28 protein-coding genes are annotated in these 24,750 nt (G+C 55.0%); 17 read left to right on the top strand and 11 right to left on the bottom strand.

The window, feature by feature from the left end; all coding sequences use genetic code 11:
- The first annotated feature begins 22 nt into the window (after positions 1-22).
- A complete protein-coding gene (locus tag ACVLVH_RS09410; RefSeq protein WP_101760999.1) occupies positions 23-472 on the top strand; it encodes a DUF4385 domain-containing protein in 450 nt (149 codons plus the stop codon).
- Here the strand turns inward: ACVLVH_RS09410 and rimO are convergent.
- Positions 469-1,794: a 30S ribosomal protein S12 methylthiotransferase RimO gene (gene rimO / locus ACVLVH_RS09405; RefSeq protein ID WP_498949287.1), complete on the bottom strand. Its 1,326-nt coding sequence runs from the start codon at positions 1,792-1,794 to the stop codon at positions 469-471. The genes ACVLVH_RS09410 and rimO overlap by 4 nt on opposite strands.
- Positions 1,795-2,109: 315 nt before the next feature.
- Between rimO and ACVLVH_RS09400 the strand changes: the two genes are divergently transcribed.
- Positions 2,110-2,745 (top strand): carbonic anhydrase, encoded by a 636-nt coding sequence (locus tag ACVLVH_RS09400; RefSeq protein ID WP_101760997.1) that lies wholly within the window; start codon positions 2,110-2,112, stop codon positions 2,743-2,745.
- 227 nt (positions 2,746-2,972) lie between these two features.
- Positions 2,973-4,106, top strand: coding sequence for a PQQ-dependent sugar dehydrogenase (locus ACVLVH_RS09395; RefSeq protein WP_192413910.1), 1,134 nt, complete (start codon positions 2,973-2,975; stop codon positions 4,104-4,106).
- Position 4,107: 1 nt separating this feature from the next.
- Here ACVLVH_RS09395 and ACVLVH_RS09390 read toward each other — a convergent pair whose 3' ends face one another.
- Positions 4,108-4,764 carry an HAD family hydrolase gene (locus ACVLVH_RS09390; RefSeq protein ID WP_192413908.1) on the bottom strand — a complete coding sequence of 219 codons (657 nt, stop codon included), beginning with the start codon at positions 4,762-4,764 and terminating at the stop codon, positions 4,108-4,110.
- 275 nt (positions 4,765-5,039) lie between these two features.
- Here ACVLVH_RS09390 and ACVLVH_RS09385 point away from each other — a divergent pair, with 275 nt between their 5' ends.
- Positions 5,040-6,245: a serine hydrolase gene (locus ACVLVH_RS09385; protein ID WP_192413906.1), complete on the top strand. Its 1,206-nt coding sequence runs from the start codon at positions 5,040-5,042 to the stop codon at positions 6,243-6,245.
- A 66-nt stretch (positions 6,246-6,311) separates the two neighbouring features.
- Here the strand turns inward: ACVLVH_RS09385 and ybjG are convergent, their stop codons facing one another.
- Both ybjG and ACVLVH_RS09375 read right to left on the bottom strand, forming a co-directional pair.
- A complete protein-coding gene (gene ybjG, locus ACVLVH_RS09380) occupies positions 6,312-6,917 on the bottom strand; it encodes an undecaprenyl-diphosphate phosphatase (protein WP_101760992.1) in 606 nt (201 codons plus the stop codon).
- 361 nt (positions 6,918-7,278) lie between these two features.
- A complete protein-coding gene (locus ACVLVH_RS09375; RefSeq protein WP_462062632.1) occupies positions 7,279-8,967 on the bottom strand; it encodes an aspartate:alanine antiporter in 1,689 nt (562 codons plus the stop codon).
- A 254-nt stretch (positions 8,968-9,221) separates the two neighbouring features.
- Here ACVLVH_RS09375 and ybjM point away from each other — a divergent pair, with 254 nt between their 5' ends.
- Positions 9,222-9,593, top strand: coding sequence for an inner membrane protein YbjM (gene ybjM, locus ACVLVH_RS09370; RefSeq protein WP_192413902.1), 372 nt, complete (start codon positions 9,222-9,224; stop codon positions 9,591-9,593).
- A 33-nt stretch (positions 9,594-9,626) separates the two neighbouring features.
- Here the strand turns inward: ybjM and ACVLVH_RS09365 are convergent, their stop codons facing one another.
- A complete protein-coding gene (locus ACVLVH_RS09365) occupies positions 9,627-9,890 on the bottom strand; it encodes a GrxA family glutaredoxin (RefSeq protein WP_007887673.1) in 264 nt (87 codons plus the stop codon).
- Positions 9,891-10,071: 181 nt separating this feature from the next.
- Between ACVLVH_RS09365 and ACVLVH_RS09360 the strand changes: the two genes are divergently transcribed.
- From ACVLVH_RS09360 to rlmC, 10 genes are all read left to right on the top strand, one after another.
- A complete protein-coding gene (locus ACVLVH_RS09360) occupies positions 10,072-10,323 on the top strand; it encodes a DUF1418 family protein (protein ID WP_101760989.1) in 252 nt (83 codons plus the stop codon).
- Positions 10,324-10,339: 16 nt separating this feature from the next.
- Positions 10,340-11,062, top strand: coding sequence for an oxygen-insensitive NADPH nitroreductase (gene nfsA / locus ACVLVH_RS09355; protein ID WP_101760988.1), 723 nt, complete (start codon positions 10,340-10,342; stop codon positions 11,060-11,062).
- 17 nt (positions 11,063-11,079) lie between these two features.
- Positions 11,080-11,982: a 30S ribosomal protein S6--L-glutamate ligase gene (gene rimK, locus ACVLVH_RS09350; protein ID WP_192413900.1), complete on the top strand. Its 903-nt coding sequence runs from the start codon at positions 11,080-11,082 to the stop codon at positions 11,980-11,982.
- 87 nt (positions 11,983-12,069) lie between these two features.
- Complete coding sequence (locus ACVLVH_RS09345; RefSeq protein ID WP_008102469.1) at positions 12,070-12,549, top strand: type III secretion system chaperone family protein; 480 nt, start codon at positions 12,070-12,072, stop codon at positions 12,547-12,549.
- 372 nt (positions 12,550-12,921) lie between these two features.
- Positions 12,922-14,031 carry a spermidine/putrescine ABC transporter substrate-binding protein PotF gene (potF, locus tag ACVLVH_RS09340; protein ID WP_192413898.1) on the top strand — a complete coding sequence of 370 codons (1,110 nt, stop codon included), beginning with the start codon at positions 12,922-12,924 and terminating at the stop codon, positions 14,029-14,031.
- A gap of 114 nt (positions 14,032-14,145) precedes the next feature.
- Positions 14,146-15,279 carry a putrescine ABC transporter ATP-binding subunit PotG gene (gene potG / locus ACVLVH_RS09335; RefSeq protein ID WP_158238594.1) on the top strand — a complete coding sequence of 378 codons (1,134 nt, stop codon included), beginning with the start codon at positions 14,146-14,148 and terminating at the stop codon, positions 15,277-15,279.
- A gap of 9 nt (positions 15,280-15,288) precedes the next feature.
- The gene (potH, locus tag ACVLVH_RS09330) at positions 15,289-16,245 is read left to right on the top strand and encodes a putrescine ABC transporter permease PotH (RefSeq protein WP_192413896.1); all 957 of its coding nucleotides are present in this window, start codon (positions 15,289-15,291) and stop codon (positions 16,243-16,245) included.
- Positions 16,242-17,087, top strand: coding sequence for a putrescine ABC transporter permease PotI (potI, locus tag ACVLVH_RS09325; protein ID WP_101760983.1), 846 nt, complete (start codon positions 16,242-16,244; stop codon positions 17,085-17,087). Before potH ends, potI begins: the two co-directional genes overlap by 4 nt.
- A gap of 74 nt (positions 17,088-17,161) precedes the next feature.
- The gene (locus ACVLVH_RS09320) at positions 17,162-17,629 is read left to right on the top strand and encodes a YbjO family protein (RefSeq protein ID WP_192413894.1); all 468 of its coding nucleotides are present in this window, start codon (positions 17,162-17,164) and stop codon (positions 17,627-17,629) included.
- A 48-nt stretch (positions 17,630-17,677) separates the two neighbouring features.
- The gene (gene rlmC, locus ACVLVH_RS09315; protein WP_192413892.1) at positions 17,678-18,814 is read left to right on the top strand and encodes a 23S rRNA (uracil(747)-C(5))-methyltransferase RlmC; all 1,137 of its coding nucleotides are present in this window, start codon (positions 17,678-17,680) and stop codon (positions 18,812-18,814) included.
- A gap of 63 nt (positions 18,815-18,877) precedes the next feature.
- Here rlmC and artJ (ACVLVH_RS09310) read toward each other — a convergent pair whose 3' ends face one another.
- From artJ (ACVLVH_RS09310) to ACVLVH_RS09285, 6 genes are all read right to left on the bottom strand, one after another.
- A complete protein-coding gene (artJ, locus tag ACVLVH_RS09310; protein ID WP_097094391.1) occupies positions 18,878-19,609 on the bottom strand; it encodes an arginine ABC transporter substrate-binding protein in 732 nt (243 codons plus the stop codon).
- A gap of 134 nt (positions 19,610-19,743) precedes the next feature.
- Entirely contained in the window at positions 19,744-20,412 is a 669-nt protein-coding gene (gene artM / locus ACVLVH_RS09305) for an arginine ABC transporter permease ArtM (RefSeq protein ID WP_008102451.1), read from the bottom strand.
- A 2-nt stretch (positions 20,413-20,414) separates the two neighbouring features.
- Entirely contained in the window at positions 20,415-21,128 is a 714-nt protein-coding gene (gene artQ, locus ACVLVH_RS09300) for an arginine ABC transporter permease ArtQ (RefSeq protein WP_110865829.1), read from the bottom strand.
- 6 nt (positions 21,129-21,134) lie between these two features.
- The gene (artJ, locus tag ACVLVH_RS09295) at positions 21,135-21,866 is read right to left on the bottom strand and encodes an arginine ABC transporter substrate-binding protein (protein ID WP_008102446.1); all 732 of its coding nucleotides are present in this window, start codon (positions 21,864-21,866) and stop codon (positions 21,135-21,137) included.
- A gap of 15 nt (positions 21,867-21,881) precedes the next feature.
- Positions 21,882-22,610: an arginine ABC transporter ATP-binding protein ArtP gene (gene artP, locus ACVLVH_RS09290; protein ID WP_192413890.1), complete on the bottom strand. Its 729-nt coding sequence runs from the start codon at positions 22,608-22,610 to the stop codon at positions 21,882-21,884.
- A 239-nt stretch (positions 22,611-22,849) separates the two neighbouring features.
- Entirely contained in the window at positions 22,850-23,389 is a 540-nt protein-coding gene (locus tag ACVLVH_RS09285) for a lipoprotein (protein ID WP_101760977.1), read from the bottom strand.
- Between the two features lie 98 nt (positions 23,390-23,487).
- Here ACVLVH_RS09285 and ACVLVH_RS09280 point away from each other — a divergent pair, with 98 nt between their 5' ends.
- Both ACVLVH_RS09280 and ACVLVH_RS09275 read left to right on the top strand, forming a co-directional pair.
- Positions 23,488-23,808, top strand: coding sequence for a heavy metal-binding domain-containing protein (locus tag ACVLVH_RS09280; protein ID WP_007887640.1), 321 nt, complete (start codon positions 23,488-23,490; stop codon positions 23,806-23,808).
- Positions 23,808-24,632 (top strand): N-acetylmuramoyl-L-alanine amidase, encoded by an 825-nt coding sequence (locus tag ACVLVH_RS09275; protein WP_192413888.1) that lies wholly within the window; start codon positions 23,808-23,810, stop codon positions 24,630-24,632. Before ACVLVH_RS09280 ends, ACVLVH_RS09275 begins: the two co-directional genes overlap by 1 nt.
- The last annotated feature ends 118 nt before the right edge of the window (positions 24,633-24,750 follow it).

Genomic DNA, 24,750 nt, shown 5'->3' with positions numbered 1-24,750 from the left:
CGATGAGAGGCGGGAAAAACAGATGAAAGCGTTTAACTACGAGCAGGATTTCAAGCACATCAATTTTCGCCAGCAGCCTGAGCTGTATCAGGTGGGGCGCGGCGAGCAGGGCGTGCTGATGGTCGAACCCTATAAAAGTGAGATTCTGCCGCACTGGCGTTTTCGCACCGTCGAGCTGGCAAAAGAATCTTCACAGCAGATTATGCAGCTATTTGAGGCATATCGCGCGCAGGACGATTTTGTCGGTATGGACATGGCGCGCAAATATATTCAGATGGGTTATACGCGTGCACGCCGCTACAGTAATCATCAGGGCGGGCGTAAATATGACGAGGCGGGCAACGAACTGCCGCGTACCACAGAAAAAGAGAAGGCCGCTGCGGCGGCCGTTTTCAAAGCGTGCTGGGATAAACTGCGCGCGGATACAGACTATCTGGCGCGCAAGCGTGCGCACCAGCAGAAGTATGGTTAAACGCGCGTGCCCCACAGATCGTATTCATCGGCGTGTTCCACTTTAACGCGGACCACGTCGCCGACTTTCACCTGACGATCGCCGTTCAGATAAACCGCGCCATCGATTTCCGGGGCGTCAGCCATGCTGCGTCCCACCGCGCCTTCTTCGTCCACTTCATCAATCAGCACCAGCACTTCGCGGCCGATTTTCTCCTGCAGCCGTTCGCTGGAGATCTTCTGCTGCAGCTGCATGAAGCGATCAAAACGATCCTGCTTCACGTCGTCCGGTACCTGATCCGGCAGCTGGTTAGCAGTTGCGCCATCTACCGGGCTGTACTGGAAGCAGCCAACGCGATCGAGGCGCGCTTCCTGCAGGAAGTCGAGCATCATCTGGAAATCTTCTTCGGTTTCACCGGGGAAACCGACGATAAAGGTTGAACGCAGCGTCAGCTCCGGACAGATTTCACGCCAGCGCTTAATGCGCTCCAGCGTACGCTCTACCGCGCCGGGACGCTTCATCAGCTTGAGGATGCGCGGGCTGGCGTGCTGCAGCGGAATATCGAGGTACGGCAGAATCTTGCCTTCGGCCATCAGCGGGATCACATCATCCACATGCGGATAAGGATAAACGTAGTGCAGACGCACCCACACGCCGAGTTTGGCTAACTGCTCGCACAGGCTCACCATGCTGGTTTTCACCGGCGATCCGTTCCAGAAACCGGTGCGATGTTTAACATCCACGCCGTAAGCGGAGGTGTCTTGTGAGATTACCAGCAGCTCTTTCACGCCCGCTTCGACCAGACGTTTAGCTTCGTCGAGCACCGAACCGATTGGGCGGCTATCAAGATCGCCACGCATTGATGGAATGATGCAGAAGGTGCAGCGATGGTTGCAGCCTTCGGAAATTTTCAGGTAGGCGTAATGACGCGGCGTCAGTTTGACACCTTGCTCTGGCACTAAACTCAGGAACGGATTGTGTTCTGGTTTCGGCACATAAGTGTGCACATGCGACAGCACCTGCTCGTAGCTGTGCGGGCCAGTGATCTCCAGCACTTTCGGATGCACTTCGCGGATCTGATCCACTTTGGCACCGAGGCAACCGGTGACGATCACTTTGCCGTTTTCATTCAGCGCTTCACCAATCGCTTCCAGAGATTCCTGTACGGCGCTGTCAATAAATCCACAGGTGTTAACGATGACGATCTCCGCATCATCGTAGCGTGGCACCACGTCATAGCCTTCAGTACGCAGCTCCGTCAGGATGCGTTCAGAGTCGACGAGGTTTTTCGGACAGCCGAGGGAGACGAACCCCACGCGCGGTGGATTTTTGACATGGCTCATAAGGATAAAAATTCATCATAATTAGTGTGGATAGGGGGGCGATTGTACAGAGGTTGCCGGGGAAAATGTATAGGCTGTGTAAGAATCTCCTTATGGGGTAACTAATGCATGATGATTGTGCTTAACTCTGTTGGCGGTGCGGCTCACTCGCTGGCGCAATGGCCCTCTGTGGCGATCCGAGTTGTGTAAGCTGGCGCCTTTTGCTTAAATGTTGGGTCGGTGAAGGTAAGTTGTTATCTTCGCTGAAAATTTCAAATCGCACTGATAGTGAATCCTCACTGCCAGGGCAGAAGTGGATAATGTGAGAGCAGACATATGCAAGAGATCGTCAAAGGTTTTCTGAATTTTCAACAGAATGTGTTCCCTGAAAGGAAGGATCTTTTCAAAAGTTTGGCATCCAACCAAAATCCCAAAGCCCTGTTTATCTCCTGCTCAGACAGCCGTCTGGTGCCAGAGCTGGTGACGCAGTCGGAGCCGGGTCAGCTGTTCGTGATCCGAAACGCCGGTAATATCGTGCCACCGTTTGGTCCAGAGCCGGGCGGCGTGTCCGCAACCATTGAGTACGCGGTTGTCGCTTTGGGCGTGACCGAAATTATTATTTGTGGTCACTCTAACTGCGGCGCCATGAACGCCATTGCTTCCAATGCCGATCTCGAAACCATGCCCGCGGTCGATCACTGGTTGCACTACGCCAACGCGGCGAAAGCGGTGGTGGAAGAGCGTAACTACGATTCCGTTGAGAAGCGTCTCAACGAAATGGTGAAAGAGAACGTGATTGCGCAGCTGAACAATATCAAAACACACCCTTCCGTAGCGGTAGCGCTGCGTAAAGGCAAAATTCGCCTGCATGGATGGGTTTATGATATTGAGAGTGGCGGAATCATTGCCCTGACCAAAGGCGGTGAATCCTTTATTTCGCTGTCGGAAAACCCGGAAACCTGCTTCGAGTAATTCCGCCTAACCACCTGCATTGCAGGTGGTTATCCTCGCAACAGTGCGCCAATCACACTCAACGATCTGCGTCCGGGCATCGACGAGATGGTACGCGATGCGCTGACCTTCCCCGCACAGTAAATTCTCGCCCGGCGGCGTGCCGGGCTTAATGTTTTGTAAATCCTGCACATCCTTTGTCACGCGCTGACTACGCTTTACGGCAGACTGCGATAAAGGAGAATGCCATGCGTTTACTGCCCGCCGCGCTGCTGTTTGGCGCTTTAAGCACGTCCTTACCGTTATTCGCTGCCGATGTGCAGGTTCAGGTGCTTCAGGACAAGCTCGACCATCCGTGGTCCGTGGCTTTTCTACCCGATAATCAAACGCTGTTAATCACTGAACGATCCGGCCAGCTGCGCAGCTGGCAGCCGGGTAAAGGCTTGTCGCCACCGATCGACGGGGTGCCGAAGGTGTGGGCGAATCGTCAGGGTGGCTTGCTGGATGTGGTGCTGGCACCGGACTTCGCCGAAAGCCGCCGCGTGTGGCTCAGCTACACCACCGCCGATGCCAGCGGTCGGGCTGGTGGCGTGGTGGGTTATGGTCGCCTGAGCGATGACAACCGTCAGCTGAGTGACTTTAAAGTGGTGCTGGAGCAAACGCCGAAGCTGTCGGGCGGCGCCAATATCGGCACGCGACTGGCGTTTGATCGCCAGGGCTTTCTCTATATCGCCTTTGGTGACAACTTCGCCAGCAGCAGCGCGCAACAGCTGGATAAGCTCTCCGGTAAAATCGTGCGTCTGACCAAAGACGGTGAAATCCCGCCGGACAATCCGTTTGTTGATCGTCAAGGCGCGCGCGCGGAAATCTGGTCCTACGGCATGCGCAATCCGCAAGGGCTGGCGCTAAATCCGTGGACGCAGCAAATGTGGGAAAGCGAACACGGCCCGCGCGGTGGTGATGAGGTCAACATCCCCGAGAAAGGCAAGAATTACGGCTGGCCGCTGGCGACGCACGGCATTGATTACAGCGGGCAGAAAGTGCCGGAAGCAAAGGGCAGTGAAGTGGAAGGCACTGAGCAACCGCTGCATTTCTGGAAAGTCTCGCCGGCCATCAGCGGCATGGCGTTCTACAACAGCGCGCGTTTCCCGCAGTGGAAAAATTCCCTGTTTATTGGTGCGCTGAAAGAGAAGAGTTTGATTCGCTTGCAGGTCAACGGCGAGAAAGTGGTGGAGGAGCAGAGATTGCTGGAAAATCGTGGCGAGCGTATTCGAGATGTGCGTCAAGGCCCGGATGGTTATCTGTACGTGCTAACCGATGAATCCAACGGCAAGCTGCTGAAAGTGGGGCTGCCAGACACAGCCAGCGCCCCACGCGGTTAAATTAGCGTGCCCAGTTACACACTTCCCATCCGCGCTGTTGTGCTTCCTGCAGCAGCAGCGGATTGGGATTGACCACCCACGCATGATCGGCATGTGCCAGCAGCGGTAAATCATTCATCGAATCGCTGTAAGCCCAGGTGCGTTCAAAGCGTTGATCTTGCTGTAACGCTTTCCAGTCACTGAGGCGTGTCACTTTACCTTCACGATAGGTCATGGTGCCGTAGGTTTGTCCGCTGTAGCGTTCATCCACTACTTCCACGCCAATCGCCAGCGCGCCGTGCACACCAAGGCGCTCGGCGATGGGCACCGCAAGATAATCGCCGCTGGCGGTGATGATCATTACCGTGTCGCCGCGCTGCTGGTGCCACGCAATACGCTCGCGGGCGGCAGGGAACACGCGCGGCATGATGTCGCGATGGATAAAGCGGCGTACCCAGCCTTCAACGGTCATCGTAGCCATACCGGCGAGTGGCGCCAGCGTGGTGTTCATATACTCTTCAATGGATAACGTACCGGTGTGATATTGCTCCATCAGGATTTTCTCCTGCTGGATGATCTCTTCGGGGGCAAAGCCCTGTGAAACCAACCAGCGCAGCCAGAGGCTGGTGCTGTCTTCACAAATCAGGGTTTCGTCCAAATCGAAAATGGCTAAGTCCATCGCGGCTCTCCTCAGGCTGACTGAGTTCAGGTTAGCGGAAATTTGTGACTGGCTTAACCGTTCTGCGAAAAATCGGAATTACACGCAAATTTTTTCGGAAGTCAGATGGGCAAAAGTGGCGGCGCTGCGCGGTTGGTGCCAGGGTTACTCTAATAAACTCTATAAAACTTTACGATTGAGCGGTTTTTTTCGCTGGCCTGAACCGTTAGCGTGGGGCAAGACATGTCTTGCCTGCAAGAAAACCGAGATTTAACAAGGACAATCTGGTCACGCTCATGAGAAAAAACACCTTCGCTTCTGTCTGGCGGCCGTTGGCTGCGTCTTCACTTCTTTTACTCTTTATCCCCGCAGCCACCCTGGCTGAACAGGCACCTGCGGCACCGCAAATTGACGCCAAAGCCTGGATTTTAATGGACTACAACAGCGGCAAAGTGTTGGCGGAATCCAATGCCGATCAACGCCTCGATCCCGCCAGTTTGACCAAAATGATGACCAGCTATGTGGTCGGCCAGGCGCTGAAATCGGGCAAGATTCACAACGATGACATGGTTACCATCGGCCAGGATGCGTGGGCAACCGGCAATCCCAAGCTGCGCGGCTCATCGCTGATGTTCCTTAAGCCCGGCGATCGCATTCCGGTCTCTGAGCTGAATAAAGGTGTGGTGATTCAATCCGGCAACGATGCCTGTATCGCGCTGGCTGATTATGTCGCGGGCAGCCAGGATTCGTTTATCGGGTTGATGAACAACTACGTCAAAGCCTTTGGCCTGCAAAACACCCACTTTATGACGGTACACGGCCTGGACGCCGAAGGGCAGTACAGCACGGCGCTTGACATGGCGATTATCGGCCAGCGTCTGATTAGCGATGTGCCAGAAGAGTATGCGATCAACAGCGAAAAAGAGTTCACCTTTAATAAGATTAAGCAGATGAACCGCAACCGTCTGCTGTGGAGCACCAATCTCAAGGTGGATGGCATTAAAACCGGTCACACCTCCGGGGCGGGTAACAATCTGGTGGCGTCGGCAACCGAAGGCGATATGCGGCTGATTTCCGTGGTGCTCGGTGCGGCGACCGATGCCACGCGTTTCCGCGAAAGTGAGAAGTTGCTGACGTGGGGCTTCCGCTTCTATGAAACCGTGACGCCGATTAAGGCCGATAAACCGTTTGCGCAGCAGCGCGTTTGGTTTGGCGATCGCAGCCAGGTCAATCTTGGCGTCGCTAAAGACGCCGCGATCACCGTACCAAAAGGGCAGATGAAAAACCTCAAGGCCAGCTTTACCCTGAATTCACCGCAGCTGGAAGCGCCGCTGGAGAAGAATCAGGTGGTGGGCACTATCGATTTCCAGCTGGATGGCAAAACCATTGAGCAACGTCCGCTGGTGACGATGGAAGCGGTGCCGGAAGGTGGCTTTGTTGGCCGCATTTGGGATTTCATCATGATGAAATTCCACGGCTGGTTCGGGAAGTGGTTTAGTTGAGACAAAAACGGTGCGCTTGATGCGCACCGTTTTTTACAGGCTCGCCATTAATGGCGACCCCATCGCTTACTCACGAATCCACCCTTTCTTAATTGGCATGGCGAACAGCGCGCGGTACACCTGATGCGTAAACGCCAGCATGCGTTCGCCATACAGCTGCCACGCCATGTGCGACGCCAGACAACCCAGCAAGCCAACCAGGAATCCGCCCAGCATATCCAGCGGCCAGTGCACGCCAAGATAGACGCGTGACCAGGCGATGGCGCTGCCTATCACCAGCAACACCACACCTGACCAAAGGCGATGCCAGAAGATAAATGCCAGCGCAAAGGTGAAAATGGTGGTGCCGTGATCGCTCGGATAGGAATCATCAGGTCGGTGTGACAGTAACTGATGGCCAAAACCAATAGCGAACGGACGCGGATGCGGCAGCAGCTGGCCGACGCACCATGAAATGCTCAGCGCGTACAGCAGCGCCATGCCGGTTTTTAGCACCAGCTCGCGTTGAGACTGCACCTGATCGCGCGGTCCCCACAGCCACAGCGCCACAATCAGCAACGGCACGATGGCTATCACATCTTTGGCGATAAAGGTCGCCAGAGTGATCAGCCACTGCGGTGAATCCTCTGTGGCGTTAATCCATAAAAAGAGCGTGTGGTTCAATGCTTCCATCACGATTCCTTGTCCTCGTCTTGTTTACCCGAAAAACAGCAGAGCAAAATTGTCTGCAAAATAAAGCTGATAGCCTAGAAGCGTCCGAACCAGGAATAAATAGTCGCGCTCTTAATCTTATCGCGGGTTGTTGGAGTGTTTAACTTTGATGAAAGTTGCATGAAGATTTAAAAAATCGACATCAGAGTGGCAGGATGGAATCTTTATTTGAGGAGAACCTTGAGCGGCAGAATGGCAGCCATAAAAAAACCCGCAAGTCAGTGACCGGCGGGCTCCACAATTTGGGGATTTCAAAGAAAAGCAGTGGCACTTATTCAGACTGCGACCCCAGAAGAAAGTTCTGGACAGCGCAAAAATATTTTTATAAAGGCAAAAGCGGCCAGATTATCACGATCAGGGTACCGGCCAGCGTTAGCAAAACATTCGCGATCGCATACGTTCCTGCGTAGCCAAGAGCCGGAATGCTGCTGCGCGCGGTATCGCTAATGATCTCCATCGCTGGCGCACAGGTACGCGCGCCCATGATGGCACCAAACAGCAGCGCGCGATTCATACGCAGCACGTAAGCGCCGAACAGATAGCAAATCACCACCGGCAGCAAACTCACCAGCAAGCCACTCAGCAGCATCAACGCGCCGGCGCTGCCGAAACCGTGCTGCAAGCCGCTGCCCGCGCTCAGACCTACGCCCGCCATAAACACCATCAGGCCAAACTCTTTCACCATCGTCAGCGCACCTTGCGGGATATAGCCAAACGTAGGATGGTTTGCGCGCATAAAGCCCAGCATGATGCCTGCGAACAACAGTCCAGCGGCGTTACCGATGCCGAAGCTGAAATTGCTGAACTGGAAGGTGATCATCCCGACCATCAAGCCGACGATAAAGAAGGCGCAGAAGGCCAGCAGATCGGTGATTTGGCTGTGAATGGCGATAAAGCCAATGCGATCGGCCAGGCTTTTCACGCGACGCGCTTCGCCGCTTACCTGCAGCACATCGCCTTTGTTTAGCATAATGCTGTCATCGATCGGCATTTCGATTTGGCTGCGAATCACCCGGTTGAGGAAGCAGCCGTGATCGGTCAGTTTGAGATGACTCAGGCGCTTGTTCACCGCGTTGTGATTTTTCACCACAATCTCTTCGGTGACGATGCGCATATCCAGCAGGTCACGGTCGAACACCTCTTTGCCGTTACGGAAACTGGGATCAAGACGCGCGTGCGCATCGGGATAGCCCACCAGCGAGATATCGTCGCCCAGCTGCAGCATCGCGTCACCGTCCGGGCTGGCGAGAATACCGTTACGGCGCAAACGCTCGATGTAGCAGCCGGTCTGGCGATGAATGCCCAGCTCGCGCAGGTTTTTACCGCCGCTCCACTCCACCAGTTCCGGACCCACGCGATACGCGCGGATCACCGGTAGAAACACTTTGCGCTGGCTATCAGCGTCGAGGCCGCGCTCGCGCGCGATTTGCTGCGCGCAAGTCGGCAGATCCTGATGCTGCAGGCGCGGCAGATAGCGCGCGCCAAAAATCAGGCTGACTAAACCTACCAGATAGGTGAGGGCATATCCGAGGCTGAGGTTGTCCTGCATCAAGGTGAGCTGATGGCTGTCGCTGATGCTTTGCCGCAACGTATCGCCAGCACCCACCAGCACCGGCGTTGAGGTCATTGAACCGGCCAACATGCCCGCGGTTAAACCAATATCCCAGCCGAATACTTTGCCGAGCGTCAGGGCGATTAACAGCGCGCTGACCACCATGACAATCGCCAGAAAGAAGTAGTTTTTACCGTCGCGGAAAAATATCGAGAAAAAGTTAGGCCCGGCTTCCACGCCAACACAAAAAATAAACAACATAAAGCCAAGACTTAATGCGTCAGTATTAATGGCGAAATGCTGTTGACCTAAAATCAACGAAACAACCAGGACTCCAATGGAATTACCGAGTTGGACCGAACCGAGGCGTAATTTACCTAAGCAGAGTCCGAGGGCTAAAACGACAAATAATAACAGAACGTCATTTCTGCTTAACAATTCTGCGACGTTAATGTTCACGGTTTAACTTCTTATTAACCTGTAACCAGTTGATGAGAGGGGCTTTTTTCGCTATCTTGTGCCGAACGTTAAGGTTCTTGCAACAAAAGCGTTCAAGCCGAAATCTAAAGCGGCGTCATTCTAATCATAATTAACACCCTCAGCTATCGGCAGTTTTCATTCCTTTCGCCTCCAGCTGTTTCTTTTTATTTCCAGTCGTGCGCATCAGGGCAGTAAAAGTTTCATAATTGTTAACGTCAAAGTTGAGGATAATTATGTTGCAGCGCAATAATCGCTGGCCAGCATCCATTCTGGGCGTGATGCTTTATACGCTGGTGTTTATTTATGCACATCATTTCTGGGCCGCCGCCAGTGAACAAGCCGTACGCGGACAGCCAGAATTACTGCTGTTTTTACTGCCGGGATGTGTGATGGCGCTACTGCAGCCGCAAAGTCCGCTTATCAGCACCTTGTGGGTCGCGCTAGGCGGTACGCTGCTGGGTATGATGTGGTTAATGCTGGCGGTGCCAATGACGCACAGCGGCTTGTTGATTGTGGCCTGGAGTTTGAGTGCGCTGTTTTGGGCGGGCTGTGGTGCGCTGCTGGTGCGCTTGCTGCGGATTATGCTGGCGATGCGAGCCGAATAGTACCTGCAAAAACGGGCCCGCAGGCCCGTTCTCTTAGGCTTCGATACCCAGGTTTTCTTTGGTCCAGGCAGCGAATTCGGTGTAGCCACCAATGTGCTGATCGTCGAGGAAAATCTGCGGCACGGTCGTAACCGGCTTGCCGGCACGGGCTTCCAGATCGGCTTTAGTAATGCCGGTGGCCTGAATATCCACGTATTGATAGTTAAAGTCGTCGCGCTCGCTGGTCAGCTTAGCCGCCAACTCTTTCGCACGTACGCAGTAAGGGCAGCTAGAACGGCCAAAAATCACTGCAATCATTGCTTCTCTCCTTCCGCTGCTGTTTTGTGACTAGAATCACATCACAGCGTGAATAATGCGTCACATCATGCCCGCCCATCCTGCTTAAAGGAAGAAGAATATACCTGTTACTCTAATACTTACCGCCTATACATTGGGTAAAATGCGGCTAACGCTGAAAGAACAATCAAGGAACCATCGCATGCGTAATCTCGCCACATTACCCAAACCCGTGTTGCTACTCGAAGTGCTCGGCGTGCTTGCCGTGATTGGCGCCTTGTTGCTTACCAACGATTGGGTGAGCGCACCTGATTTCATCGCCAAAAAGCCGCTGGCGACGCTGCTGTTTTTTCTTGGTATCGCGCTGATGCTGCCTGCCGCATGGATGATGATGTGGCGCACGGCGAAGGCGATGGCCCCGCAATTGTTCAATCATTCCAACAAAAAGAAGTAACCACCGGAGAGAATTTATGACGCCGACTATCGATTTACTGTGCAGCCACCGTTCCATTCGCGCTTTTACCGAACAGGGCATTGACGAGGCGCAACGCAGCGCCATCATTGCAGCGGCACAAGCGGCTTCGACCTCCAGCTTTTTACAGTGCTCCTCAATTATTCGTATCACCGATCCCGCTAAGCGCGAGCAGCTGGTCCAGCTGACCGGCGGCCAGCCTTGGGTCAGCGCAGCGGCGGAGTTTTGGGTGTTCTGCGCGGATTTCAATCGTCATCAACAGATCTGCCCGGATGCGCAACTGGGGCGTGCTGAACAGCTGCTGCTCGGTTGCGTTGATACCGCGCTGATGGCGCAAAATGCCATGGTGGCGGCGGAATCGCTGGGCCTTGGCGGCGTATTTATTGGCGGGATTCGCAACAGCATCGCTGAAGTGACCGAGCTGCTTGAACTGCCGAAGTTTGTGCTGCCGCTGTTCGGCTTCTGCATCGGTCATCCGGCTGATACACCCGATGTTAAACCCCGCATGCCGCACGCGATGCTGGTACATGAAAACCGCTATCATGCAGTCGATAAAAATCTGTTGGCGCAATACGATGAGCAAATTACCGCCTATTATCAGCAGCGTGATAGCAACCAGCGTTCCGAAACCTGGAGTCAGCTGATTCAGCGTCTGATTATCAAAGAAACGCGTCCCTTCATACTGGATTACCTGCATCAGCAGGGCTGGGCGACGCGCTAAGCACAAGGAACTCTGCAATGAAAATGGCCATTCTCACTCGCGATGGCTCGATCTATTCGTGTAAGCGTCTGCGCGACGCCGCGGAGGAGCGTGGCCATCAAGTGCAGATGATCGATCCGCTCTCCTGCTACATGAACATCAATTCCGATTCGCCTGCGGTGCACTATCGCGGCGAGGCGCTGGGGCATTTTGATGCGGTGATCCCGCGCATCGGCACCGCCACCACCTTTTACGGCACCGCGGTGCTGCGCCAGTTTGAGGTGCGCGGCAGCTATCCACTCAATGAATCGGTGGCGATTACCCGCGCGCGCGACAAACTGCGTTCGCTGCAGCTGCTGGCGCGTGAGGGCATTGATATGCCGATCACCGGTTTTGCTTCTTCGCCGGATGATACTGATGATTTGATCGCGATGGTGGGCGGTGCGCCGCTGGTGGTGAAACTGGTGGAGGGCACACAGGGCATCGGTGTGGTGCTGGCGGAAACGCGGCAGGCAGCGGAGAGCGTGATTGACGCCTTTCGTGGCCTCAATGCCCATATTCTGGTGCAGGAGTTCATCAAGGAAGCGCAAGGGCGCGATATTCGCTGCCTGGTGATTGGCAATGAAGTGGTGGCGGCGATTGAGCGCGAGGCGAAAGAGGGCGATTTTCGTTCCAATCTGCATCGCGGCGGCAAAGCGCGTGCGGTGGAGATCACTGAACAGGAGCGCAAAATCGCGGTGAAAGCCGCCAGCACGCTGGGGCTGGAAGTGGCTGGTGTGGATATCCTGCGCGCCCTGCGTGGTCCGCTGGTTATGGAGGTAAACGCCTCACCGGGACTGGAAGGGATTGAGGGCATTACCGGTTTAGATATCGCCACCATGATGATCACGTGGATTGAGCAGCACGCTTGCCCCGGCTATCGTCCTAAAACCGGCGGCTAACCGGCGCTTTTCAGCGGTTTTCGTGGCATCCAGATCGGTTTTTCCGTAAGCTAAGGCGCTTATTTCTTCACCCCACAGGATATTACGATGGATTCACTGGTCGTTCCGGACATTGACGTACTGCGTCGCTGGCTGGATCAACAAAATATCACCTGGTTCGAATGCGATGCCTGTCAGGCACTGCACCTGCCGCACATGCAGAATTTTGACGGGGTGTTTGATGCAAAAATTGACCTGGTGGATAACGTTATCCTCTTCTCCGCGCTGGCAGAAGTAAAACCTACGGCGCTGATTCCGCTGGTGGGCGATCTCTCGCAGATCAATGCCAGTTCGCTAACGATTAAAGCCTTTGTTGATATTCAGGACGACAATCTGCCGAAGCTGATTGTCTGCCAGTCTATCAGTACCAGCGCCGGATTAACCTTCGGGCAGTTCTCCCACTTTATGAAGCAGAGTGAAGAGGGCGTTTCTATGGTAATCATGGAAGCCTTTGCTAACCACCTGCTGGTGGTTGAAGAAGAAGAGGAGCGACAGCCGAGCTCCAGCAGCCACGCGATGCTGCACTGAGTTCCCCGCCTCGCTAACTGCCGCTTTTTGCGGCAGTTTTCATTTTTGCCCCACCACTTTTTATTCTGCACTTTGCCCTTTATTGCCAGATATTAGTCGTGCTTTATGCCACTAGTGCCAAACCCCATAGCAGAAACATGCATAACTCATCGCAAAAAGGCGTTTTTTAAGCTGGGATCTGGTGAAGGTGGTGCGGGGGGGCTATTCTTGCGGGGCTGCTTGAGACGTGCAACCTCAGCGCAGGTATAGGTTTTTGCTATTAAACTCCCGCTGAATATTGATTCATTGTGTGCCTGTGATTTAACAGAAAACGCAACGTCCGGATCGCCGTGTATGCAGCGTTGTGATGACCCGCTCAGGAGGAAGTAAAACATGTTCAACCAACGTCAAAAATGGTTGTCAGGTGTGGTTGCTGGTGCATTGATGGCTGCGGCCGGCGGTGTGCAGGCCGAAGGCAGTACGGTACATGTGTATAACTGGTCCGATTATATCGCGGCGGATACCGTGCCGAACTTCGAAAAGCAGACCGGCGATAAAGTGGTGTATGACGTCTTTGATTCTAACGAAGTGTTGGAAGGCAAATTAATGGCGGGCAGTACCGGCTACGACGTGGTGGTGCCGTCGTCCAGCTTCCTCGCGCGTCAGCTGCAATCCGGCGTATTCCAGGAGCTGGATAAGAGCAAGCTGCCAAACTACAAAAACCTTGATCCCGAACTGATGAAGAAACTGGAGCAGCACGATCCGGGTAACAAATTTGCGATTCCTTATCTGTGGGGCACCACCGGCATCGGCTATAACGTCGATAAAGTGAAAGCCGCACTGGGCAAAGATGTGCCGCTGGATAGCTGGGATCTGGTGCTGAAACCGGAAAACCTGGAAAAACTGAAAGGCTGCGGGGTTTCCTTCCTTGATGCGCCGGAAGAGATTTTCGCTACTGTGCTGAACTACCTTGGCAAAGATCCCAACAGCTCTGACGCGAAAGATTACTCTGGCGCAGCCACTGATTTGCTGCTGAAACTGCGTCCGAACATCCGTTACTTCCACTCGTCGCAGTACATCAACGACCTGGCGAACGGCAACATCTGCGTGGCGATTGGCTGGTCAGGCGATATCCTGCAGGCGAAAGATCGTGCGGATAAAGCCAACAACGGCGTGCATGTCGGCTATATCGTGCCGAAGCAGGGCGCTCTGGCATTCTTTGACATGTTCGCGATTCCCAAAGACGCGAAAAATGTGGAAGGCGCCTACCAATTCCTTAATTACATGATGGATCCCAAAGTCATCGCTGATGTTTCCAACAACATGAACTATGCCAACGGTAACAAAGCCTCGCTGCCGCTAATCAATGCGGACGTGCGCAACAATCCGGGCATTTTCCCAACGCCGGATGCCATGGCCAAACTGTTTGTGCTCAAGGTCCAGGATCCGAAACTGGATCGTGTGCGCACCCGTGCATGGACTAAAGTAAAAAGTGGTAAGTAATTCGTTCTGAACGATTATTGCCTGAAGACGACAGCAGAGGCGCAGTAATGGCCTCTGTTGTGCCATTTTTAGCGGCTGGCTGTGCCGCGCGATTTTAGCGCCGGAGAAATGTTAGTGAACGACGCGATTCCCCGCCCCCCAAATAAAACGGCTAAGGCGATGACGCCGCTGCTGGAAATTCGCAACCTGACTAAATCGTTTGACGGCCAGCACGCCGTGGATGATGTCAGTCTGACCATTTACAAAGGTGAGATTTTTGCGCTGCTGGGCGCATCCGGCTGTGGTAAATCAACCTTGCTGCGCATGCTGGCGGGATTCGAACCGCCCACCAGCGGCCAGATTGTGCTGGATGGGCAGGATCTCTCCCATGTTCCGCCGTATCAGCGCCCGATCAACATGATGTTCCAGTCCTACGCACTGTTCCCGCACATGACGGTGGAGCAGAACATCGCCTTTGGTCTGAAGCAGGACAAACTGCCGAAAGGCGAAATCAGCAGCCGCGTTGAAGAGATGCTGTCGCTGGTGCATATGCAGGAGTTCGCGAAGCGTAAGCCGCATCAGCTCTCTGGTGGTCAGCGTCAGCGGGTGGCGCTGGCGCGTAGCCTGGCGAAGCGGCCCAAACTGCTGCTGCTCGACGAGCCGATGGGCGCACTGGATAAAAAGCTGCGTGACCGCATGCAGCACGAAGTGGTCGATATTCTCGAGCGTGTCGGTGCCACCTGCGTGATGGTGACGCACGATCAGGAAGAAGCGATGACCATGGCGGGCCGCATCGCCATCATGAACCGCGGTAAATTCGTGCAGATTGGTGAGCCGGAAGAGATCTACGAGCATCCCACCAGCCGCTACAGCGCCGAGTTCATCGGTTCGGTGAACGTGTTCGAAGGCTTGCTGCGCGAACGCGGTGAAGACGCGCTGATCATTGATGCGCCGGGCTTAGTGCATCCGCTGAAAGTGCAGACCGATGTTTCTGTCGTCGATAACGTGCCGGTCCATGTGGCGCTGCGTCCGGAAAAAGTGATGCTGTGCGAAGAGGTGCCTGCCGATGGCTGTAACTTTGCCGTAGGTGAAGTGGTGCATATCGCCTATCTCGGCGACCTGTCGATTTATCACGTGCGCCTGCGCAGCGGCCAGATGATCAGCGCACAGTTGCAAAACGCCCATCGCTACCGCAAAGGCGCGCCAACGTGGGGCGATGAAGTGCGTCTCTGCTGGGACGCCGACAGCTGTGTGGTTCTGACGGTTTAAGGGGGCGATATGAGCCAGATTTCTCAACGCAGCGAGCCCGAAGTGGTGGGCACGCCGCTGCAGCGCTGGGCGACGCGCATCAAGATGCAGCACGGCCGCAAGCTGGTGATTGCCATGCCGTATCTGTGGCTGATCCTGCTGTTCCTGCTGCCGTTCCTGATCGTGCTGAAGATCAGCTTTGCCGATATTGCGCGCGCTATTCCGCCGTACACCGATTTGGTCACCTGGGCCGATGGTCAGCTCAATCTGGTACTCAATCTCGGTAATTACTTCACGCTGACTGACGATCCGCTGTATGCCGATGCGTACCTGACATCGCTGAAAGTGGCGGGCATCTCCACCATTATCTGCCTGATGATCGGATATCCGCTGGCGTGGGCGGTGGCGCACAGCAAACCGTCAATGCGCACTATTTTGCTGCTGCTGGTGATCCTGCCATCGTGGACCTCGTTCCTGGTGCGCGTTTACGCGTGGATGGGCCTGCTCAACAACAACGGCATTCTCAACCGCTTCCTGATGTGGCTCGGCTTTATCGATCATCCGCTGGTGATCCTCTACACCAACACGGCGGTGTATATCGGGATCGTTTACTGCTATCTGCCGTTTATGGTGCTGCCAATTTATACCGCGCTGACGCGTATTGATTATTCGCTGGTGGAAGCCTCGCTGGATCTCGGTGCACGTCCGCTGAAGACCTTTTTCAGCGTGATTGTGCCGCTGACCAAAGGCGGGATTATTGCCGGTTCGATGCTGGTGTTTATTCCGGCGGTCGGCGAGTACGTGATTCCGGAACTGCTCGGCGGTCCGGACAGCATCATGATTGGGCGTATTTTGTGGCAGGAGTTCTTTAACAACCGTGACTGGCCGGTAGCGTCCGCGCTGGCGGTGATCATCCTGTTGATTCTGATATTGCCGATTATCTGGTTCCACAAACATCAGAACCGTGAAGTGGGAGAGAAAGAATGAGCCAGTTACCAACTATTCGCTCTCCGTGGCGCACTGTGATTCTGCTGCTGTGCTTTATGTTCCTCTACGCGCCGATGCTGCTGCTGGTGGTTTATTCCTTCAACAGTTCGCCGCTGGTCACGGTATGGGAGAGCTTCTCGTTCCACTGGTACAACGTATTGTTCCAGGATCAGGCGATGCTGGATGCGGTGGGACTCAGCCTGACCATCGCCGCGCTCTCAGCCACCATGGCGGTGGTGCTCGGCACTATGGCGGCGGTGGTGATTGTGCGCTTTGGCCGCTTCCGTGGACACAACGGCTTCGCCTTTATGCTGACGGCGCCGCTGGTGATGCCTGATGTGATCACCGGTTTGTCCTTGCTGCTGCTGTTTGTGGCGATGGGCAACACCCTTGGCTGGCCGAGCGATCGCGGCATGCTGACCATCTGGCTGGCGCACGTGACCTTCTGTACTGCTTACGTGGCGGTGGTGATCAATTCGCGTCTGCGTGAACTGGATCGCTCAATTGAAGAGGCGGCGATGGATCTCGGCGCAACGCCTGTGAAAGTGTTCTTTGTGATCACCGTACCGATGATCGCGCCGGCGATCGTTACCGGCTGGCTGCTGGCGTTTACCTTGTCGCTGGACGATTTGGTGATTGCCAGCTTCGTGACCGGCCCAGGCGCGACCACCTTGCCGATGGCGATTTTCGCTACCGTGCGTCGTGGCGTCAATCCGGAGATCAACGCTTTAGCCTCGCTGATTCTGTTTGTCGTCGGTTTAGTTGGTTTTATCGCCTGGCGCTTTATGGCGCACGAAGAAAAGCAGCGTTTACGCGATATTCAGAAAGCAAAACGTGGCTGAAAGCCGTAACATTTGTCACTATAAGAACGGGCTGATTTTATCGGCCCGTTTTATTATGGTTACGGAGCGACACCATGTCGGAAACCCTGAAACACGGTTTAATGATTAACGCTACACCGGTGCCCGTGATGGTGGCGGGCAGCGCTATCATCATTACGCGTTGCCTCAGCGTGTTGATGCTGGCCAACGAACTGGGTTACGACGAACTCGCCAACTTCGTGCATCGCAGCGCGCAAGCCTGGGATTCCACCCTGATCTTTATCGCTAGCCAGCTGATCTTCCTGTTTGAACTGCGCTGCGCCTTTATTTTGATGCGCGGCAACAATCGTGGGCGCTGGGGCTATGTCGCTACGCAAATCATTGTGCTGATCTACATGTTGATGGCATCGGTGGGCTGGATCTACCCGGAAATTTTTAGCATTCCCGGTGAGAGTAATGCGCAAATCATTCATCACACGCTGCTGCAAAAGCTCCCGGATGTGTTGGTATTAGGGCTGCTGTATGTGCCCGCCAGCAGTCGCGCTTTTTTCCGGCGCCGGTGATACAATCGCCCCCCATTTTTTCTCCCGATTCTGACTACAGGCATTTGCATGCATTGCGCGCTTTATGATGCCGGTCGCTGTCGTTCGTGTCAGTGGCTGGAAAAACCCTATCCGCAACAGCTCAACGATAAGCAGTCGCTGCTTGAACAACTGCTGGCTGAAAAGCCGGTGGGCGAATGGCTGCCGCCGGTGCAATCCGCGCAGCAAGGGTTTCGCAATAAGGCCAAAATGGTAGTCAGCGGGAGCGTAGAGCGGCCGATTTTAGGCATGGTGGCGCGCGACGGTGAACCGGTCGATCTCTGCGCTTGCCCGCTCTATCCCGACAGCTTCAGTGCGGTGTTCGCGCAGCTCAAACCTTTTATCGCCCGCGCCGGTTTAACGCCCTACAACGTGGCGCGTAAACGCGGTGAGCTGAAATTTCTGCTGCTGACGGAGAGTACGCAGGGCGGCATGATGCTGCGTTTTGTGCTGCGTTCCACCAGCAAGCTGCAGCAGCTGCGCGACGCCTTGCCGTGGCTGCAACAGCAGCTGCCGCAGCTGAAGGTGATTTCCGCCAATATTCAGCCGGTGCATATGGCGATTCTTGAAGGTGATGAAGAGATTGCGCTGACGCCGGATCAGGCGCTAGCGGAGCGCTTTAATCAGGTTCCGCTCTATATTCGCCCGCAAAGCTTCTTCCAGACCAACCCACTGGTTGCAGCTGATCTCTATGCCACCGCGCGCGATTGGGTCGCGCAGTTACCGGTGAGCAGCATGTGGGATCTGTTTTGTGGCGTCGGGGGATTTGGCCTGCACTGCGCAACGCCCGAAATGCAGCTGACCGGCATCGAAATCAATGCTGAAGCCATCACCTGTGCGCAGCAGTCGGCGCAGCAGCTGGGATTAGAAAAAGTGAGTTTTGCCGCGCTGGATTCCACGCAGTTCGCCACTTCACGGGAAGCGGTGCCGCAGCTGGTATTAGTGAATCCGCCACGTCGCGGTATTGGCGCAGAGTTGTGTGCTTATCTCAGTGAGATGGCGCCGGATTACCTTCTCTATTCCAGCTGCAATCCCAGCAGCATGGCGCAGGATATCGCGCGTCTGGCCAATTATGACGTGAGCCGCGTACAGCTGTTCGACATGTTCCCGCATACCGCGCATTTTGAAGTGCTGTGCTTGCTGAGCAAGAAGGGTGGGACGGCGTAACGTTCACCTGCACGGAGGACGTGCAGAACCTGGCAGGCAGCACGCTCCGCCATCCCATAATGCTTATTCCGGGAACCACTTCTGATTGATTTGCTGCCAGGTGCCGTTGGCCTTCAATGCCACTAACGCGCTGTTCAGCTCGTTCAGCAGCGGCTCATTGCCTTTGCGTACCGCTATACCTAAACCGGTGCCAAAGAAGTCGGTATCGGTGATGTGCTCGCCTACCGCGCTAAGATCGTCATTGGCCTTGAGCCACTGATTCACCACCGCCGTATCACCAAACACGCCGTTCAGGCGACCGTTTTTCAGGTCGAGAATCGCGTTCTGATAGCTGTCATACGCCACCGCAATCACCTCCGGATGTTTCTCCAGCAGGTATTTCTGATGTGTGGTGCCGTTCTCAACGCCAACACGTTTGCCTTTCAGCTGGCTGAAGTCGGTGAACTGGCCTTTATGCGCAATCACAATCGCCGAGTTAGCGTAGTAAGGTTGGGTGAAATCGACCTGCTTGCTGCGATCGGCGGTGATATCCATGCCGGAAATCACTGCGTCATAGCGACGGAATTTCAGCGACGGAATCAGGCTATCGAAGGCGTTGTTGGTGAAGGTGCAATCCGCTTTCATCTGCTGACACAGTGCTTTTGCCAGATCGATATCGAAGCCCACGATTTGGTTGTCGTGATCAAGGGATTCGAACGGGGGATAAGTGGCGGAAGAGGCGAAGCGGATTTTTTCCGCCGCATAAGCATTCATTGCCAGAGTTGCCAGCGCAGCAGCAACGATCCATTTTTTCATTATGTAACTCCTGTAAACCATGCCAGAGACGGAACGGGTTACACGATGCCAGTTAATGAATTTATATGCAATATTTTTGCTTATTAATTTAAACGAACAGCGGGCGCTTTTTTAGTGCGCCCGCAGGGAATAAATCAGTTACGACGCTCAAATGCCAGCGCACGCTTCTCGACCAGACGCATCATCAGCGTCAGCAAGCCGTTAACCACCAGATAGATCAGGCCAGCGGCAGCGTATACCGAGATATCGTAAGTGCGGCCATACAGCAGTTGTCCGTGGCCCATTACTTCCATCAACGTAATGGTGTAGGCCAGCGAGGTACTTTTAAATACCAGCACCACTTCGTTGGAGTAGGACGACAAGGCGCGCTTGAAGGCGTACGGCAGCAGAATGCGCAGCGTATCTTTGCGGTTCATGCCGAGCGCCGCGCAGGATTGCCATTGACCGGACGGAATGGCGCGCACCGCACCGTAAAACAGCTGCGTGGTATAAGCCGCACTATTGAGCGACAGCGCCAGCAGCGCACACAGCCACGGCTGCGACAGCAGATGCCACAACCAGGGAATGTTCTGGATGCTGGGGAACTGGCCGGGACCGTAATAGATCAGGAAGATCTGCACCAGCAGCGGCGTGCCGGTAAACAGCGTGATATAGCCTTTCACCAGCCAATTGAGCACCGGTACTTTGAGCGCCAGCACGATGGTGCAAAGTACAGAGAGCACCAATGCCGCAATCAGCGATGCCACGGTCAGCGTCAGGCTGGTGTGTAGCCCTTTCAGCAGCTCGGGTAAGTAATCCAGCATGCTTAAGCCCCTCGCTCGAAACGCGTGGTGCGCAATTCAATGCGGCGCAGCACGAACTGACTGAACAGCGTGATAATCAGATAGATCGCCGCCGCCACCAGATACCAGGTAAACGGCTCTTGCGTGCGCGTAGCGATACTTTTGGTTTGCAGCATCAGGTCATTCACGCTGATCAACGATACCAGCGCAGTATCCTTCAGCAGCACCAGCCATTGGTTACCCAAACCGGGCAGCGCGTGACGCCACATCTGCGGCATGATCAGGCGCAGGAAAATCGCCGACTTCTTCATCCCTAGCGCCTGGCCCGATTCCCATTGACCGACCGGCACTGCTTTCAGCGCGCCGCGCAGGGTTTGTGATGCATAGGCGGAATAGAGCATCGCCAGCGCAATCACACCACACAGGAAGGGACTGACGTCGAAGTTTTCAATTTGCACCTGCACCGGAATAGCGAACAGGCCGAGATTGATGTGGAAGCCATCGGAGAGCGTCAGCAGCAGCTGTGAGGCGCCGAAATAGATAAACAGCACCACCAGAATTTCCGGCAGGCCGCGAATCAGCGTAACCAGCGCGGTACCGAGCCACGCCAGCGGTTTCCAGCGTAGCGATTCCCAGCCAGCAAAAATCATCGCCAGCACAAGGCCGGCGATCAGTGCACAAACGGCAAGGCCGACGGTCATACCGGCGGCGCTTGCGAGTGGAATCATTTCATTCATCAGAAATTACTGCTGGAACCATTTGCTGTAGATGGTTTTGTAGGTGCCGTCAGCTTTGATCTTCTCCAGCGCCGCATTGAACTTGCCCTGCAGCTCGCTGTTGCCCTGACGCACAGCAATACCTAAACCGGTACCGAAGTAATCTTTGTCCGTCACTTTCTCACCCAGCGGCGCGAGGTTGGCGTTCTGCTTCAGCCACTCGTTGACCACGGCGGTGTCACCGAATACCGCATCGATACGACCGTTTTTCAGATCCAGCACAGCGTTCTGGTAGCTGTCGTAAGGCACAACGGTGATGTCGCTGTGTTTGTCAGAGAGGTATTTCTGGTGCGTGGTGCCGTTCTGCACGCCTACACGTTTGCCTTTCAGCGCGGCCACGTCAGCCATTTTGCCTTTCTGCGCGATGAAGATGGCAGAGTTGTCGTAGTACGGCTTGGAGAACAGCACTTGCTTCTCACGATCTGGCGTGATGTCCATGCCTGCCATCACCGCGTCAAAACGACGGAACTTCAGGCTGGGGATCAGGCTATCGAACGCCTGATTAGTGAAGGTGCAGGTCGCATCCATCTCTTTACACAGCGCGTTAGCCAGATCGACATCAAAGCCCTGAATTTTGTTATCAGAGTCGACGAATTCAAACGGAGGATAAGAAGCCTCGGTAGCAAAACGCAATGTCTGTGCCGCTGAAGCGCTCAGGCTCAGGCCAGCAAGGAGGGCAGCAATTACAACTTTTTTCATTAGAAGCATCCTGACTTAATGCGAAAGATAATTAGCAAACGCGTCGGTTTGCGGCTGTGTAAAGTGACTGGCATCGCCTTGCTCAACAATGTGACCGTTTTCCATATACACCACGCGGCTGGCGGTTTTACGCGCCACTTCCACTTCGTGCGTCACGATCACTTGTGTGATGTTGGTTTGTGCCAGCTCACGAATAATGCTGACGATCTGGGCGGTGATTTCGGGATCGAGCGCGGCAGTCGGTTCATCAAACAGCAGCACCTGCGGCTCCATCATCAGCGCACGGGCAATCGCGACGCGCTGCTGCTGGCCGCCGGAAAGATGCAGCGGGAAGCGATCGGCGTAAGGCGTCAGGCGCAGACGGTCCAGCAGCTTTTCAGCACGCACGCGCGCGGCGTCCTTGCTGAGGCCGAGCACGCGGCACGGCGCTTCAATCAGGTTTTGCAGCACGCTAAGGTGCGGCCACAGATTGTATTGCTGGAATACCATGCCCACGTTCTGCCGCAGCTCGCGAATCGCGCTGTCGGAAGGGGCTTTGGTGAAATCAAACTGGTTGCCGGCAATCTGCAGGCTGCCGGAGCGCGGTTGCTCCAGCAAGTTGAGGACGCGCAGGAGCGAACTTTTACCCGCGCCACTCGGGCCGAGCAACACCAGCGTTTCACCCTGCGGACAAGCCAGGTTGATATCGAACAGGGCCTGATGGGTACCGTAAAAACAGTTTATGGCGTTTAGTTGAATACTCATGCGCAAAAAATGAATAGTAATTAGTGTCGCGGATTTTAACGTCACCAGAATAGTTATGCAATTGTGGTGGGTTAATATTTATTAAAGAGCAGTGAAACCTCCAAAGCGTAGCACAAAATCGCGCAACTCAAGGTGGATAAGGGCTGGCGAGCCCTATTTAGTTCACAAAATATCAACAAAAAGCGCCGCAAGGATGCGGCGCGCTAATCAATGGTATTAACGGCGGAAAAAGTGAACGGTTACTTTTTCGCTTCCAGCAGCTGCGTCAGCGAACCGCCGCCAGCGTGGGGCACCTGGCCGACATAACGCACATCATCAACTACCCAGCAGGTGCCTTCGTGGATCATCAGCACTTCATCTTGCCAGGTTTTGCTGTCGCGGCTCAGCTCAACCCGCAGCGGAATATTGCGCGCGTCGCGGTTAGGAATGGTGGATGCGCTGGCCACATCCGCTGAAGTTGGGCCTTGCGCCAGGCTGGAAAAGAGATCGCCGCGGGTCCACGCCGCTGGTTTCGGATTCTGGCTGCTGGCACTCAGCAGCTTTTGATACAGGCGATCGCTCAGGTAAGGGCGATATTTCGCCAGTGTGTTGCTGTCTGGCAAACCTTGCGTCGGCTGGCTGACGCGTAAATCGTAGAACTGTTGCGCCACGCTGTCCGGACCCCCGTCAACGCAGGCAGCGGTGCGCGGGCCATTATCCTTAATCACTGGCTCAACGGTGGTACAAGCACTTAGCAGCAACGCTGCGGGAATAAGCAGCGCAAAGGCATTGTTTCTCATCTCGATTTCCTTATTGTTCACTGGCAAAGCGCCATTTTTAGCATAGAGTATAGCCTTGCTTTTAAGCGCTACGAGCTGATTCAGAAAAGGAGAACACCATGAAATTTTCTACAACGCCCACGCTGGAAGGACACAGCATCAGTGAATATTGCGGCGTGGTCGCCGGTGAAGCGATTCTCGGCGCCAATATTTTCCGCGATTTCTTCGCCGGTATCCGCGATATCGTCGGTGGCCGCTCTGGCGCCTACGAAAAAGAGTTACGCAAAGCGCGCCAGATCGCCTTTAAAGAGCTGGAAGAGCAGGCGAAAGCGCTCGGCGCCAACGCGGTGGTGGGCATCGATATCGACTACGAAACTGTCGGCAAAGAGGGCAGCATGTTGATGGTGAGCGTCACCGGCACCGCCGTGATTATTCGCTAATGCGCGTGGTTGTCCTGCTGGCGGTGGCGCTGTTACTTAGCGCTTGTCAGTCATCGATTAAAGCGCGCCACGGTTACTGGGTTGATACCGCGCATCCGGCGCAGGGCGCGCGGCCGCGTATTAAGGTGGTGGTGATTCATTACACCGCTGAGGATTTCTCCAATTCGCTGGCGACGCTGACCGATCGGGAAGTTAGCGCGCACTACCTGATTCCGCAGAATCCGCCGCATAAAAACGGCAAGGGCGTGGTGTGGCAATTGGTGCCGGAAAGCCAACTCGCGTGGCACGCAGGCCCGAGTTTCTGGCGCGGCGCAACGCGCATTAATGACACTTCGATTGGCATTGAAATCGTCAACAGTGGTTATCGTCGAACCTTAACGGGTTTGCAGTGGCAGCCCTTTACGCCGCAGCAGATCAGCGCGCTGATGGCGCTGGTCAAAGATATCACTCAGCGCTACGGCATCGCGCCGGAAAATGTGGTCGGGCACAGCGATATCGCGCCGCAGCGTAAGCAGGATCCCGGTCCGCTGTTTCCCTGGCAGCAGCTGGCAGAGCACGGTTTAGGCGCTTGGCCCGAGCAGGCAACGGTGCAGCGCTATCTTAACGGACGCGCGGCGGATGAAGGCGTGGATCAGGCAGAACTGCTGGATGCGCTGCAGCGCTATGGCTACGACGTGGCGGCGGCGACCACGCCGCAGATGCAGCGCAAGCTGATTGCGGCGTTTCAAATGCATTTCCGCCCGCGTGATTATCGCGGCATCGCCGATGCAGAAACCCTGGCGATCGCCCGCGCGTTATTAGCGAAGTACGGCGCGGCGCAGTGATACGCGGCATTGGTTGCCATAAATGAACTGAACCCCATAACCTGGACCGTTTAGTTAAAGCGCTGCGTAATGCTGAGTCCTGTACGCTACCGGACTCAGCCCACCCAACCCCATTTTT

It is taken from the genome of Kluyvera sp. 1366 (genome assembly GCF_054823405.1).
The sequence above is the reverse complement of the archived record's forward strand: the minus strand, read 5'-3'. Positions and strand labels throughout refer to the sequence as shown.